Below are 13,254 nucleotides of genomic sequence, written 5' to 3'. Positions count from 1 at the left end.
GCGGTGCGTGGGCGACCGTCGCTCACGCCCCGCGAAGACCCGCGATCGCGCGCGAGACCCGCTCGATCAGGTCGTAGGGCACCGGCTCCTTCCACGAAAAGGTCACCGAGTCCTTCTCGCTGCGGTAGGGCGCGATCTCGGCCTCGAGTCCGTCGTCGAACACCGGAACCGGGTAGAGCCCGATGTGCTTCTTCCAGCCCGCGAAGTGGATCGCGTAGCGGCCGCCCAGCATGACCGCCGGCATCGCGTAGCGGATCTTCTCGGTCGCACCCGGCACGCCGCGGTGGATGGCGTCGCGCACCCGCTGCAGCACGTCGCGCTGCTCGGCGGGGAACCCCGCGAGGTAGGCGTCGACCGACTCGGGTGTGTCAGGCATCCGGCGCCCCCTCCTGCCGCAGGAACGCCTCGATGCGGTCGAAGGCGCCGACCCAGACGTCGCCGGCGAAGAAGTCGCGCACCTCGACGACCGGGAACCCGGTCTGCTCGACGGTCACGAGCGTGCCGTCGCCCTGCGCGTCGAACCGGATGTCGATGCGGGTGGTCATGGTCATTCCGTCGGGGCTCGACCCCGTCGATTCGGTGACCAGCCGGTTCGGCCGGTCGATCACGAGGAAGGTCTGCGTCTCGCGGAACAGCGTGTTCTCGTCGGGGCCCCAGACCGCCGTCTGCACGCCGCCGACGCGCAGGTCGACCTCGATCTCGACGATGCCGGGCGTCTGGTCGAGGATGCTGAACCAGATCTTCTGCTTGCGGGCGTCGGTGTAGGCGTCGAAGACCTCGTCAGGCGAGGCGGGCAGGTAACGGGTCATCCGCAGGCTGAGGGCGTCGTCGTCGACGGGTCTGCTCGATGCGGTCTGATCGGTCATTTCTCGGTTCCTTTCGTGAGGGTGAAGTAGGCCTCGAGGCCGTCGAGACGGCGTTCCCAGAGGCGCTGGTAGAAGGTGATCCAGGCCATGGCGTCATCCAATCGCTCGGTGCCGAGCCGGCACTGCCGCGCGCGGCCGATCTTCTCGGTCACCACGAGGCCGGCGGCTTCGAGCACCTGCACGTGCTTCTTCATGCCGGTCACGGTGATGCCCGCGGGGTCGGCCAGCTGGCTGATGGTGGCGGGCCCGTCGCCGAGCCGGGTCAGCACGTCACGCCGGGTGGGATCGGCGAGGGCGGCGAACGCCCGGTCGAGCACTTCATGATGAACCATGTGGTTCAGTGTAGAACGATGAACCGAATAGTTCAATGATCTCGCCGTTAACCTTCGTCGGGCACAATGACCCGCATGGCCACACCCTCGATCCAGGCGGTGCTCGATCGGGGCGACGCCGCCGCCCCGCCCCGCACCCTCGTCGACGTGTTCCGCGACACCGTTGCTCGGCATCCGGAGGTCTCGGCCCTCGAAGACGCGAACGGCGCTTTGAGCTACCGCGAGCTGATGGCCCGCGTGCTCGCCACCGCGGGTGAGCTGCACGTGGCCGGGGTGCGCCGGGGCGACCGGGTGGGCATCCGGATGCCGTCAGGGCGGCGTGAGCTCTACGTCTCGATTCTCGCGGTGCTCGTGGCCGGGGCCGCCTATGTGCCGGTCGACGCCGACGATCCCGACGAACGCGCCGAGCTCGTGTTCGGCGAGGCGCGGGTGGCCGGCGTCATCTCGGGCACCGGCGTCTACACGCCGCGGGGCGTCGCGGCGCCGGAACATGATGAGCCGGAGCCGGAGGCGCCGGAACCGGATGCCCCGACCCGCCTGTTCGCCCGCGTCGAGCCGCCGCACGCGAGCACCGCGGCCCTGCCGATCGTGTCGCCGCCCGAGCTCACCGACGACGCCTGGATCATCTTCACCTCGGGGTCGACCGGCACGCCGAAGGGTGTCGCCGTGAGCCACCGTTCGGCGGCCGCCTTCGTCGACGCCGAGGCGCGCCTCTTTCTGAGCGACGAGCCGATCGCCCCGGGCGACCGGGTGCTGGCCGGTCTCTCGGTGGCGTTCGACGCCTCGTGCGAGGAGATGTGGCTCGCCTGGGCGAACGGCGCCTGCCTCGTGCCCGCGCCCCGCTCGCTCGTGCGCAGCGGCATGGATCTCGGCCCCTGGCTCGTCACCCGCGACATCACCGTCGTGTCGACCGTGCCCACCCTCGCGGCCCTGTGGCCGGTGGAGTCGCTCGAGAACGTGCGGCTGCTCATCTTCGGCGGCGAGGCCTGCCCGCCCGAGCTGGGCGAACGGCTCTCGACCGGCGGCCGCGAGGTGTGGAACACCTACGGCCCCACCGAGGCCACCGTCGTCGCCTGCGCCGCCCTGCTCGGAGGCCCGGGGCCCGTGCGCATCGGACTGCCGCTCGACGGCTGGCAGCTCGCGGTCGTGGATGCCGCGGGCGACCGCGTGGCCGAGGGCGAGACGGGCGAGCTGATCATCGGCGGAGTAGGGCTGGCGCGCTACCTCGACCCGGCCAAGGACGCCGAGAAGTACGCCCCGATGCCCTCGCTCGGCTGGCAGCGCGCCTACCGCAGCGGCGACCTCGTGCGCTTCGAGAGCGAGGGCCTGGTGTTCCAGGGCCGCGCCGACGACCAGGTGAAGGTCGGCGGGCGCCGCATCGAGCTCGGCGAGATCGAAGCGGCGCTGCAGAACCTTCCCGGCGTCTCGGGCGCCGCCGTGGCGGTGCGCACGACCGCTGCGGGCAACCAGATGCTGGTGGGCTACGTCGTGGCGGCAGCCCCCGAGTCGTTCGACCGCGACGACGCCGTGCAGCGCCTGCGCGACGAACTGCCGGCGGCGCTCGTGCCGCTCATCGCGGTGCTCGACGACCTGCCCACCCGCACCTCGGGCAAGGTCGACCGGGCCGCGCTGCCCTGGCCGCTGCCCGGCGCCGACACGGGGGAGGAGGGCGACCTCGACCCGGCACTCAAACGGGTGGCCGACCTCTGGACGGCGGTGCTCGGCACCCCGGTGACCCACCCCGACGCGAACTTCTTCGACCTCGGCGGAGGCTCGCTCGCGGCCGCGCAACTGGTGGCGGGGCTGCGCGAGATCGATCCCGAGTTCACGGTGGCCGACATCTACGCGCATCCGCGGCTCGCCGCGATGTCGGCCGAGGTCGACGCCCGGGCCCCCGAGTCGCCGCGGGTGGCGAGCGACTCGGTCGTGCCGCACACCCCCTTACGGATGCGCGTGCTGCAGACGGTGCTGGGGGTGCCCCTGTTCGTGCTCGCGGGGGTTCGCTGGCTCGTCTACCTGCTCACGGCATCCGCTGTTCTCGCCCCCGTCGGCGGCTTCAGGTTCTTGCCGGTGGTGCCGTGGTGGGTGCTCGTGATCGGGCTGGTGCTCTTCGCGACCCCGTTCGGCCGCATGGCGATCTCGGTGGTCGCCTCACGGCTGCTGCTGCACGGCCTGCAGGCCGGTGACTACCCGCGCGGCGGCGGCTGGCACCTGCGGTTGTGGCTGGCGGAGCAGATCGCCCACCAGGTGGGCGCGGTCAGCCTCGCGGGGGCGCCGTGGATCAACTACTACGCCCGCGCCCTCGGCGCACGCATCGCCGACGACGTCGATCTGCACTCGCTGCCGCCCATCACCGGCATGCTCACCGTGGGCCGCGGTGCCGCGATCGAGCCGGAGGTCGACCTCTCGGGCTACTGGATCGACGGCGACACGGTGCGCGTGGGCGCCGTGCGCATCGGCGCCGGCAGCACGGTGGGCGCCCGCAGCACCCTGCTGCCCGGCGCCCGCATCGGCAAGCGGGCCGAGATCGACCCGGGTTCGTCGGTGTTCGGCCGGGTGCCGGCCGGCCAGCGCTGGGCGGGATCGCCCGCGCGGCGCATCGGCAAGGCCCGCGACTGGTGGCCGGCCGAGCGCCCGCCGCGCCGTTCCCGATGGCTGGTCGCCTACGGTCTCTCATCGGTGGGTATGTCGCTCGTGCCGCTCGTCGGCTTCGCCGCCGGTGGGGCCGTGGTGGCGGCGTTCATCCAGGGGTCGCCCACCATCGCCGACGCCGTCGGCCGCAGCGCGATCGCCCTCGTGCCGGCGACCCTCGTCACCGGGTTCGTCATCACGGCACTCGTGCTGGTGTTCACGAGGCTGCTCGGTCTCGGCGTGAGCGAGGGCGTGCACGCCGTGCGGGGCCGGGTGGGCTGGCAGCTGTGGTCGACCGAGCGACTGCTCGACCTCTCGCGCACCCTGCTGTTCCCGCTCTATTCGGGGTTGTTCACGCCGGTCTGGCTGCGGCTGCTCGGCGCCCGCATCGGCCGCGACGTCGAGGCGTCGACGGTGCTGCTCATCCCGGCCATGACCACGGTGCGCGATGGCGCCTTCCTCGCCGACGACACCCTGGTCGGCTCCTACGAGCTCGGCGGCGGATGGATGCACGTGGCCCGCGCCGAGATCGGCGAACGGGCGTTCCTCGGCAACTCCGGCATGGCCGCGGCCGGCCACCGGGTTCCGCGCGAGGGCTTGGTCGCGGTGCTGTCGTCGGCGCCACGCAAGGCGAAGAACGGCTCGTCGTGGCTCGGCTCGCCGCCCGTGCGATTGCGGCGCACGGTCAACGAGTCGGATGCCAGCCGCACCTTCGCGCCGCCCGCCCGGCTGCGCGTGGCCCGGCTGCTGTGGGAGCTCGGCCGCGTGGTGCCGGTGTTCGTGACCTGCGCCATCGGACTCGGGGTGCTCTACGCCCTGGCGGCGCTCACCGTCGCGTTCGGCGCCCTGGTGGCCGCCCTGCTCAGCGGGGTGGTGCTGCTCGTGGCCGGCGCGGTGGCCGCCGGGGTGAGCACGGTGGCGAAATGGGCGCTGATCGGCCGCATCACGCCGGGCGAGCATCCGCTCTGGTCGAGCTTCGTGTGGCGCAGCGAGGTCTCCGACACCTTCACCGAGATGGTCGCGGCACCGTGGTTCGCCCAGGCGGCCGCCGGAACCCCCGCACTCGTGTGGTGGCTGCGCAGTCTCGGGGCCACGATCGGCCGCGGGGTGTGGTGCGACACCTACTGGCTGCCCGAGGCCGACCTGGTGACGCTCTCGGATGCGAGCACGGTGAACCGCGGATGTGTGGTTCAGACGCATCTGTTCCATGATCGAGTCATGAGTCTCGACACGGTCATCCTCGACGAGGGCGCCACCCTCGGCCCGCACAGCGTCATCCTGCCGGCTGCCCGCATCGCCGCCCAGGGCACCGTGGGCCCGGCGTCGCTCGTCATGCGCGGCGAGCTCGTGCCACTCGGCACGCGCTGGAGCGGCAACCCGATCGGCCCGTGGCGCGACGTGCGCACGTCGGAGTACCGCGCGGAACCCGCTCTGGACGCCTCGTGACCGGCCGCGGGGTCGTCTACGCCGGCGACCCCTACACGCCGGGCATCGGCACGTGGGCCTACCGCGTGCTCACCTACGACCTCACCCTCGACTACCGGGTCGAGACCAACCGGCTCGACGGCGTCGCCGTCATCGTGGCCGAGGCGGTGGTCGACCTCGACCACATCCCGCTCGACCTGTCGAAGCTCAAAGCCACGAAGGTGCGCCTCGACGGCCGGCGGGTCAACCGGATGTCGCAGTCCACCCACACCCTCACGGTGCGGCCCGACCGGCCGATCGCGGCGGGCACCCGGTTCGAGCTGCAGATCGACTACGGCGGGCGCCCCGGCCCCCGGCGCAGCGCCTGGGGGCCGATCGGCTGGGAGGAGCTCGACGACGGCGTGCTCACCGCCTCGCAGCCCTCGGGCTCGTCGACCTGGTTCCCCTGCAACGACAGGCCCGGTGACAAGGCCGCCTATCGCATCCGCTTCACCGCCGAGGAGGACTACACGGTCGTCTGCAGCGGCCTGCTCGTGCAGCGCACGGTGCGCAGCGGCCGCGCCACCTGGCTGTGGGAGCAGCCCCGGCCGACCGCCGCCTATCTCGCCACCGTGCAGATCGGCCACTACGCGCGCCGGTCGTCGCTCGGCGAGGTTCCGGTCGACTACGCCTTCCCGGCGGCACTCGACCAGCGCGTGCGCGCCGACTTCAGTCCGCTCGAGCGCATGATCGGCTATTTCTCACAGGTGTTCGGGCCCTACCCGTTCGATCGCTTCGCGGTGGTGGTGACCGATGACGATCTCGAGATTCCCCTCGAGGCCCAGGCGATGGCGATCTTCGGCGCCAACCACGTCGACGGCGAGAGCGGGTCGGAGCGGCTGATCGCGCACGAACTCGCGCACCAGTGGTTCGGCAACAGCGTCGGGGTGGCCGCTTGGAAGGACATCTGGCTCAACGAGGGCTTCGCCTGCTACGCCGAATGGCTGTGGTCGGAGCACGACGGGGGCCCGTCGGCCGATCGGCTGGCGCGCGAGCACTACCAGCGGCTGCGGGCGGCTCCGCAAGACCTCGTCATCGGCGAGCCGGGTGCCGCGTCGATGTTCGACGACCGGGTCTACAAGCGCGGGGCGCTGACCCTGCACGCCCTGCGGCGCGACGTGGGCGACGAGACGTTCTTCGGCATCCTGCGCGACTGGACGGCCGAGCACGCGCACGCCACCGCCGACACCGCCGAGTTCATCGCGCTCGTCGAGGCGCGCACCGGGCGGTCGTTCGGCGCCTACTTCGGCGGCTGGCTGTACTCCAGCGCCCTGCCCGCCGTGCGCTGACCGCCGACACCCTTGTGCCGGCGCCCTGGCGCTGACGTCATACCGGCGCTGCACTCACACCGGTGCCGACGTCACACCGGTGCGCCGGCCGCCACCCTCCGCAGCTGCTCGAGGTCGACGGGCCGCCAACTCGTGAGGGGCACGACCGGCTTCGTCGCCGACGCCCGCAGCGCGACGGCGACGCTGGCCCGCACGGCGGGGTCGAGACGGATGTCGGCGAGCGCGAATCGCGGAACCGCGGTTCCCGGAACATCTGTTTCCGGAACAGCGGGCGTGGTCGCCGAGATGGCGCCGTCGCGGGTCTGGATGGCGACGTCGGCCGGGTCGATCAGCAGTCCCCGGCCGTCGGCCTTCACCACGGCCTCCACCCTCGTCCAATGCTGGATCGGCTCCCAGTTGCGGCCACCGGGCCGAGCCGCCGCCGGAATCAGGGTGCCGATGGCCGCGAGCGACTCGATCGGGGCATCCGCTCGCTCGACATCGATGCCGATCGCGCCGTGCCAGGATGCCGCGACCGCCACGCCGGCGGCGCAGTGCGCGATGCTCGCCTGCAGCCGCTTGCCCCGGCTCTTGCCCTTCGTCTTCGGAGACACCAGGTCGACCTGCGGCCGCCCGTGCGGGCCGCCGCAGACCTGGCACACCGCGGTGACCTCGAGCTCGGCGGGCGCGACCGCGTCGTCGACGAGTTCGGAGGCGAGAGCGCGCAGCGCGGCGCGGCCGATGACGAAACGGCTCGCGGTGGCGGCATCCGGGGTCGACTCGAAGCGCCGTCGCTCCCCGTCGCCGAGCACCGGCAGCAGTTCGGCCACGTCGACGGCTCCCGCGTCGAGCGGGATCCAGCGCACGTGCACCCGGGGGGTCATCGCGACGACCGGTGCTCGCCGCGCTCGTAGACGTCGGCGGCCGAGCCGACGATCGCGGGATCTGCCGTGCCCACGACGCCGGCGTCTTTCTCGTCGTAGTCGAAGAGGTTCAGCACGTAACGCATCGCCTCGAGCCGGGCGCGCTTCTTGTCGTTCGACTTCACCACGGTCCAGGGCGCTTCGGGCGTGTCGGTCGCCGCGAACATCGCCTCCTTGGCGTCGGTGTAGCGCTGCCACTTGTCGAGCGACTCGAGGTCCATCGGCGACAGCTTCCACTGCCGCACCGGATCGACCATGCGGATGGCGAAACGCGTGCGCTGCTCGTCGGCCGACACCGAGAACCACAGCTTCACCAGGTCGATGCCGTCACCCGTCAGCATGCTCTCGAACATCGGCACCTGGCGCATGAACTCGCGGTACTGGTCGTCGGTGCAGAAGCCCATCACGCGTTCGACGCCGGCCCGGTTGTACCACGAGCGGTCGAACAGCACGATCTCGCCGTCGGCCGGGAGATGCCGCACGTAGCGCTGGAAGTACCACTGGGTCGCCTCGCGCTCGGTCGGCTTCTCGAGCGCGACCACGCGGGCGCCGCGGGGGTTGAGGTGCTCGGTGAAGCGCTTGATCGTGCCGCCCTTGCCGGCCGCGTCGCGGCCCTCGAACACGATCACCAGTCGGCGTCCGTCGCGCTTGATCCAGTTCTGCAGCTTGAGCAGCTCGATCTGCAGCAGGCGCTTGGTGCTCTCGTACTCGGCGCGGTCGAGGCGCTCGTCGTAGGGGTAGCCCTCGCGCCAGGTGTCCACCGCCGTGCCGTCGGTGCGCACGAGCACGGGGTCGTCATCGTCGTCGTCGAGCACCGAGAAACCGAGCAGGTCGTCGAGCTCCCTGGGCAGCTCCCGCCCGCTGAACAAGATCGTCACGCGCCACACCGTAACCCCCCGAAGCAAAGTCGAGGTGAACAAGCAGGGGTCAGCCCGCCGCCCACTCGAGCACGCGATCCACCGGCCAGGTGGTCACGATGCGATCGGCCGGCACACCGTTCTTCTCGGCGCGGTCGGCGCCGAGCCCCACGAAGTCGAGGTGGCCCGGGGCGTGGGCGTCGCTGTCGATGCTGAAGAGGCATCCGGCGTCGAGGGCCAGTTGGATGAGGTCGTCGGGCGGATCCTGCCGCTCCGGGCGCGAGTTGATCTCCACGGCGACATCGTTGGCGGCGCACGCGGCGAACACGCGGGCGGCGTCGAAGTCGGACTGCGGCCGGGTGCCCCGTGAGCCGGTGACGAGCCGGCCGGTGAGATGCCCGAGGATGTTCGTGCGCGGGTTCTCGATGCCGGCGAGCATGCGCGTGGTCATGGTCTTGTGGTCGGCGCGCAGTTTCGAGTGCACGCTCGCGACCACGATGTCCAGCCGTGTCAGCAGCGCGTCGTTCTGGTCGAGCTCGCCCGACTCCAGGATGTCGACCTCGATGCCCGACAGCAGGCGGAAGTCGTCGAACTGCTCGTCGAGCCGGGCGACGACGTCGAGTTGCTCGTCGAGCCGTGCCGCCGTGAGGCCGTTCGCGATGGTGAGGTTGGGGGAGTGGTCGGTGAGGGCCACGTAGTCCCGGCCGAGCCAGCGCGCCGCGGCGGCCATCTTCTCGATCGACGTCGTGCCGTCCGAACAGTCGCTGTGGGTGTGCAGATCGCCGACGATCAGCGACCGGATGCCGCCACCGGCCCCCTCGGCAGCGGGCCCCACGCCGGGTTCCGCACGATCGCGCAGCTTCTGCAGATAGGCCGGCACCTGCCCGTCGACGGCCTCGCGCACCACCTCGAAGGTCGTGTCGCCGATGCCCTTCGTGCGGCGCAGCCGGCCGTCGGCCACCCGCTGCGCGATCTCGTCCGACGGGATGCCGGCCAGCACACCGGCCGCCCGCCGGAACGCCTTCACCTTGAACGAGGGCGCGAGCTCGCGCTCCAGCCGGAAGGCGATCTCGTCGAGGGCAGCGATGGCATCCATGCACTCATCTTGCGGCACAACCGCGGCGGGCGGCAGAACGTCTACCGCCACCGGGCCGCGCGGTGGTTGAATCGATCCGAGCGAACGGAGTGAGCCATGACGACTTGGACCACCGACGAACTGCACCGCATCGGCACCGCCGACGAATTGCAGCTCTCCTCTCGCCGCGGCGACGGCACTCTGCGCCCGCCGGTCACCATCTGGGTGGTGCGCGTCGACGACGACCTGTTCGTGCGGTCGGCCTACGGGGCCACGAACCCCTGGTTCGTGCGCGCCGAGGCGAGCGGCTCGGGCCACGTGTCGGCGGGTGGTGTCGAGAAAGACGTCGGGTTCGAGCAGGTCGGCACCGGGTTGCACGAGTCGATCGATGCCGCCTATCACGCGAAGTATGACCATTACGGCCCGAAGATCGTCGGCACCGTGGTGGGGCCGGATGCCGCCCCCAACACTCTGAGGCTCGTGCCGTGACCGATCCCGTGACCTCGACACACGACGTCAGTTCGCCCGATGCCGAGGTGCAGCGAATCATGCGCACGGGCACCGTCTGGGCCGCGGCCGGGGCGTTGGCGCCCGCGCTCGCGCTCGGGCCGCTGATCGCGTCGGGCTGGCGGCCCGGCGATCTGCCCCTGCTGGCCGCGACCGCGTGGTGGGTGGGTGCGGTGGCCGCGGCCGTGGGCCTGGCGCTCTTGGTGTGGGCGGGATGCCCCGTGCTGGGTTTCCGGCTCGACGAGGCGCTCACCCAGAAGGTCTTCAGCATCCGGGTGGGCATCGTGCTCAATCTGGGCGGCATCACCCTCGCCGGACTGGCCGTGCTGCTCTCGCCAGGCGGCTGACGCGCGGCGGCTGACGCCGGGCGGCTGATGTCCGGCGGCTGACGGCGGGCGCCTGTTACTGTCGAGGCGTCGAGTGACAGGAGAGCTGCCGTGGCCGGTCGCGGGGAATCCGCCAACTTCGTCGAGTCGCTCGCGCGAGGGCTCGACCTCATCGGGGCGTTCTCCGACGTGCACACCAGCATGAGCCTCGCCGAGCTCGCGGCCGCCACCGGGCTGGCCCGCCCGACGGCCCACCGGCTGCTGCAGACCCTGATCGAACTCGGGTTCGTGCGGCAGCAGGACTCGACGTTCGAGCTGACCCCCCGGGTGCTCGACCTCGGCTACGCCTTCGTGAGCTCGCAAGGTCTCTGGCAGCTGGCGCGGCCGCACCTCGAAGACCTCGTGCGGGTCACCGGGGAGTCATCGTCGATGGCGCAGCTCGACGGCTCCGACATCGTCTACACCGCCCGGGTGGCCGTGCCGAAGATCGTCGCCCTGCGGGTCGAGATCGGCACCCGGTTCCCGGCGTCGGTCACGTCGCAGGGAAAGGTGCTGCTCGCCGCGCTCGACGCCGACGCGCTGTCGACCGCTCTCGCCACGCCCAGCAGGTCGCGCGTGGTGGTCGCCCCGCGCGACGCCGACGACCTCGGGCAGGAGCTGCAGCTCGTGCGCGAGCGCGGCTGGGCCCTGGCCGATGAGGAGCTCGCTCCCGGCATCCGGTCGATCGCGGCCCCGGTGCGCGACGGCACGGGGGCGGTGCGTGCCACGGTGAACGTCACCGTGCACGCGGCCGAGACCAGCACCGAGCACCTCATCGACCGGCACCTCGACCCGCTGCTGGCGACGGCCGACCACATCTCGGCCGACTGGCGGCGGCTCGCCGAGCGCCCTTTCGTCGCGGTGCTTGACGGGGACTGATCCACGGGACACAATGAAGGTGTCCGCCAGGCGGACAAGTGTCCGCGAATGAGACGGTGACGATGTCGACATCCTTTTCCTCCAGCACCCTGGAGTCCGCCCCGGCCCCCGTCTCCGACGGCGTGCGTTCGGAGGGGCCGCTCGCCGGGCTGCTGGTCGCCGACCTCTCGCGGGTGCTGGCCGGCCCCTACGCCACCCAGATGCTCGGCGACCTGGGTGCCACGGTCATCAAGGTCGAGAGCCCGGTGGGCGACGAGACCCGCGGATGGGTGCCTCCCGCGCGTGACGGGGTGTCGACCTACTACCTCGGCATCAACCGCAACAAACAAGACGTCGTGCTCGACTTCGGCGACGACGACGACCGCCGGCTCGCCCAGGAGCTCGTGCGCCGCGCCGACGTGGTGATCGAGAACTTCAAGCCCGGAGGGCTGGCCAAGTTCGGGCTCGACTACGCGGCGGTGCGCGAGAGCAACCCGGGCGTGATCTACGCCTCGATCAGCGGCTTCGGCACGAGCGGCGGCGCGAAGCTGCCCGGCTACGACCTGATCGTGCAGGCGGCATCCGGTCTGATGAGCCTCACCGGCGATCCCGACGGCCAGGCCTTTCGCAGCGGGGTCTCGGTGTTCGACATCATGACGGGCATGCAGGCCACCATCGGCATCCTGGCCGCCCTCAACCACCGCACCCGCACGGGCGAGGGCCAGCACATCGAGGTGAACCTGCTCTCGACCGCGCTGTCGGCCATGGCGAACCACAGTTCGACCTTCGTCGCCGGGGGGCAGGTGCCGTTCCGCATGGGCAACGCGCACCCGAGCCTGTTCCCCTACGAGCCGCTGCCGGCCGGCGACGGCGAGATCGTGGTGGTCGCGGCCAACGACGCCCAGTTCCGCCGGCTCGCCGATGCGCTCGGCATACCCGAGGTCGCCGACGACGAGCGCTTCTGCGGCACCGGCCTCCGCAACCGCAACCGCGGCGAGCTCCGCCCCATCCTGGTGGAGCGGCTCGCCACCAAGACCGTGGCCGAGTGGTTCGACATCCTCACCGCCGCAGGCATCGCCTGCGGGCCCATCAACACCATCGACGGCGGGGTGGCCCTGGCCGAGCGCCTCGGGCTGCGGCCGGTGGTGACGGTGGGCGACGGGGATGCCGCCATCCCGATGGTGCGCAATCCGATCGACTTCTCGCTCACCCCGGCCGTCTACCGCAGCGCTCCACCGGCGCTCGGCGCCGACGACGTCGCGATCAGGGCCTGGCTCGAGGAGTCCCGATGACCGAGGAGCCGCAGTACCCCACGTCGATCGGCACGAGCACCCGCGACACCATCTCGCTGCTCGGACACGACGTGGCCGGCGACCTGCTCGGCAACGTCACGTTCGGCGAGCTCGCGTTCTGGCTGGTCGCGAAGCGGCGGCCGACCCCCGGCGAAGGGCGGGTGTTCGAAGCCGTGCTGGTGTCACTCGCCGATCACGGCTTCACGCCCACGGCGATCGCGGCACGGCTGACCTACTACAGCGCCCCCGACTCCATCCAGGGAGCGATCGCAGCCGGCCTGCTCGGCGGTGGCTCGCGCTTTCTCGGGGTCACCGAAGACACCGGTCGCTACCTGCACGAGATCGTCGCCGGTCTTCCGGCCGAGGCGAGCGGTTGGGGTGACGACGAGTGGAACGTGGTGGCCGTCGAGGCCCTCGAACGCGCGAAGGCCGAGGGTCGCCGGGTGCCCGGCCTCGGCCATCCCGTGCACAAAGACGGCGACCCGCGCACGCCCGTCATCATCCGCATCGCCACCGAGGCCGGCACCCGCGGCCCGCACCTGTCGCTCTTCGAGGCCATCGGCCGCATGCAACGCGAGGTGCTGGGCAAGAACCTGCCCCTCAACGGGGCCGGAGTCGGGGGAGCAGCGCTCGCCGACCTCGGCCTGCCGGTCGAGATGCTGCGCGGATTCGCGCTGCTGGCCCGCACCGCAGGCCTCGTGGGCCACATCAACGAGGAGCGGCTGAACCCCGTCGGCCCCGCGATCTACGCCTCGGTCGATCGCAACGCCGTGTACGTGCCGCCCACCGACGAACAGTCCCGAGAAGGAGAGTAGG

General features: G+C 71.6%; 13 protein-coding genes. 7 read left to right on the top strand and 6 right to left on the bottom strand.

The genetic code is table 11. The features are described from left to right. Window positions 1–22 precede the first annotated feature (22 nt). From N1032_RS10220 to N1032_RS10210, 3 genes are read right to left on the bottom strand one after another with little or no spacing between them, the layout of a single operon-like run. A complete protein-coding gene (locus N1032_RS10220) occupies window positions 23–376 on the bottom strand; it encodes an iron chaperone (protein ID WP_259538960.1) in 354 nt (117 codons plus the stop codon). Continuing rightward, window positions 369–866 (bottom strand): SRPBCC family protein, encoded by a 498-nt coding sequence (locus N1032_RS10215; protein WP_259538959.1) that lies wholly within the window; start codon window positions 864–866, stop codon window positions 369–371. Before N1032_RS10215 ends, N1032_RS10220 begins: the two co-directional genes overlap by 8 nt. Next, window positions 863–1,198 carry an ArsR/SmtB family transcription factor gene (locus N1032_RS10210; RefSeq protein ID WP_259538958.1) on the bottom strand — a complete coding sequence of 112 codons (336 nt, stop codon included), beginning with the start codon at window positions 1,196–1,198 and terminating at the stop codon, window positions 863–865. Before N1032_RS10210 ends, N1032_RS10215 begins: the two co-directional genes overlap by 4 nt. A gap of 75 nt (window positions 1,199–1,273) precedes the next feature. On the opposite strand from N1032_RS10210, the gene N1032_RS10205 reads away from it, so the two are divergent. After that, the gene (locus tag N1032_RS10205; RefSeq protein WP_259538957.1) at window positions 1,274–5,275 is read left to right on the top strand and encodes a Pls/PosA family non-ribosomal peptide synthetase; all 4,002 of its coding nucleotides are present in this window, start codon (window positions 1,274–1,276) and stop codon (window positions 5,273–5,275) included. Beyond that, a complete protein-coding gene (locus tag N1032_RS10200; RefSeq protein ID WP_259538956.1) occupies window positions 5,272–6,582 on the top strand; it encodes a M1 family metallopeptidase in 1,311 nt (436 codons plus the stop codon). Before N1032_RS10205 ends, N1032_RS10200 begins: the two co-directional genes overlap by 4 nt. Window positions 6,583–6,653: 71 nt before the next feature. Here the strand turns inward: N1032_RS10200 and N1032_RS10195 are convergent, their stop codons facing one another. Genes N1032_RS10195 through N1032_RS10185 form a run of 3 tightly spaced genes read right to left on the bottom strand, consistent with a single transcriptional unit; the run spans window position 6,654 to window position 9,437 of the window. Next, on the bottom strand, window positions 6,654–7,445 hold the full coding sequence (locus tag N1032_RS10195; protein WP_259538955.1) for a 4'-phosphopantetheinyl transferase family protein: 792 nt from the start codon (window positions 7,443–7,445) through the stop codon (window positions 6,654–6,656). Beyond that, a complete protein-coding gene (gene ppk2 / locus N1032_RS10190) occupies window positions 7,442–8,353 on the bottom strand; it encodes a polyphosphate kinase 2 (protein ID WP_407933030.1) in 912 nt (303 codons plus the stop codon). Before ppk2 ends, N1032_RS10195 begins: the two co-directional genes overlap by 4 nt. Before the next feature lie 58 nt (window positions 8,354–8,411). Further along, window positions 8,412–9,437: a PHP domain-containing protein gene (locus N1032_RS10185; protein WP_259538953.1), complete on the bottom strand. Its 1,026-nt coding sequence runs from the start codon at window positions 9,435–9,437 to the stop codon at window positions 8,412–8,414. Window positions 9,438–9,533: 96 nt separating this feature from the next. Between N1032_RS10185 and N1032_RS10180 the strand changes: the two genes are divergently transcribed. The 5 genes from N1032_RS10180 to N1032_RS10160 all read left to right on the top strand — a co-directional run bounded on the left by N1032_RS10180 (window position 9,534) and on the right by N1032_RS10160 (window position 13,253). Then, entirely contained in the window at window positions 9,534–9,905 is a 372-nt protein-coding gene (locus N1032_RS10180; RefSeq protein ID WP_259538952.1) for a DUF2255 family protein, read from the top strand. Further along, window positions 9,902–10,270, top strand: a complete 369-nt coding sequence (locus N1032_RS10175; protein ID WP_259538951.1) for a hypothetical protein — start codon at window positions 9,902–9,904, stop codon at window positions 10,268–10,270. The genes N1032_RS10180 and N1032_RS10175 overlap by 4 nt, the downstream gene beginning before the upstream one ends. 90 nt (window positions 10,271–10,360) lie before the next feature. After that, window positions 10,361–11,167, top strand: coding sequence for an IclR family transcriptional regulator domain-containing protein (locus N1032_RS10170; protein WP_259538950.1), 807 nt, complete (start codon window positions 10,361–10,363; stop codon window positions 11,165–11,167). Window positions 11,168–11,205: 38 nt separating this feature from the next. Further along, the gene (locus tag N1032_RS10165) at window positions 11,206–12,438 is read left to right on the top strand and encodes a CaiB/BaiF CoA transferase family protein (RefSeq protein WP_259538949.1); all 1,233 of its coding nucleotides are present in this window, start codon (window positions 11,206–11,208) and stop codon (window positions 12,436–12,438) included. After that, window positions 12,435–13,253 carry a citryl-CoA lyase gene (locus N1032_RS10160; RefSeq protein WP_259538948.1) on the top strand — a complete coding sequence of 273 codons (819 nt, stop codon included), beginning with the start codon at window positions 12,435–12,437 and terminating at the stop codon, window positions 13,251–13,253. The genes N1032_RS10165 and N1032_RS10160 overlap by 4 nt, the downstream gene beginning before the upstream one ends. The last annotated feature ends 1 nt before the right edge of the window (window position 13,254 follow it).

This window comes from Herbiconiux daphne (assembly GCF_024979295.1).
GTDB lineage: Bacteria > Actinomycetota > Actinomycetes > Actinomycetales > Microbacteriaceae > Herbiconiux > Herbiconiux daphnes.
The sequence above is the reverse complement of the archived record's forward strand: the minus strand, read 5'-3'. Positions and strand labels throughout refer to the sequence as shown.

Excerpts from the sequence above, each read along its gene's own strand:
- N1032_RS10220 (WP_259538960.1), bottom strand. The coding sequence starts at position 376 with ATGCCTGACACACCCGAGTCGGTCGACGCCTACCTCGCGGGGTTCCCC.
- N1032_RS10215 (WP_259538959.1), bottom strand. The coding sequence starts at position 866 with ATGACCGATCAGACCGCATCGAGCAGACCCGTCGACGACGACGCCCTC.
- N1032_RS10210 (WP_259538958.1), bottom strand. The coding sequence starts at position 1,198 with ATGGTTCATCATGAAGTGCTCGACCGGGCGTTCGCCGCCCTCGCCGAT.
- N1032_RS10205 (WP_259538957.1), top strand. The coding sequence starts at position 1,274 with ATGGCCACACCCTCGATCCAGGCGGTGCTCGATCGGGGCGACGCCGCC.
- N1032_RS10195 (WP_259538955.1), bottom strand. The coding sequence starts at position 7,445 with ATGACCCCCCGGGTGCACGTGCGCTGGATCCCGCTCGACGCGGGAGCC.
- N1032_RS10185 (WP_259538953.1), bottom strand. The coding sequence starts at position 9,437 with ATGGATGCCATCGCTGCCCTCGACGAGATCGCCTTCCGGCTGGAGCGC.
- N1032_RS10180 (WP_259538952.1), top strand. The coding sequence starts at position 9,534 with ATGACGACTTGGACCACCGACGAACTGCACCGCATCGGCACCGCCGAC.
- N1032_RS10160 (WP_259538948.1), top strand. The coding sequence starts at position 12,435 with ATGACCGAGGAGCCGCAGTACCCCACGTCGATCGGCACGAGCACCCGC.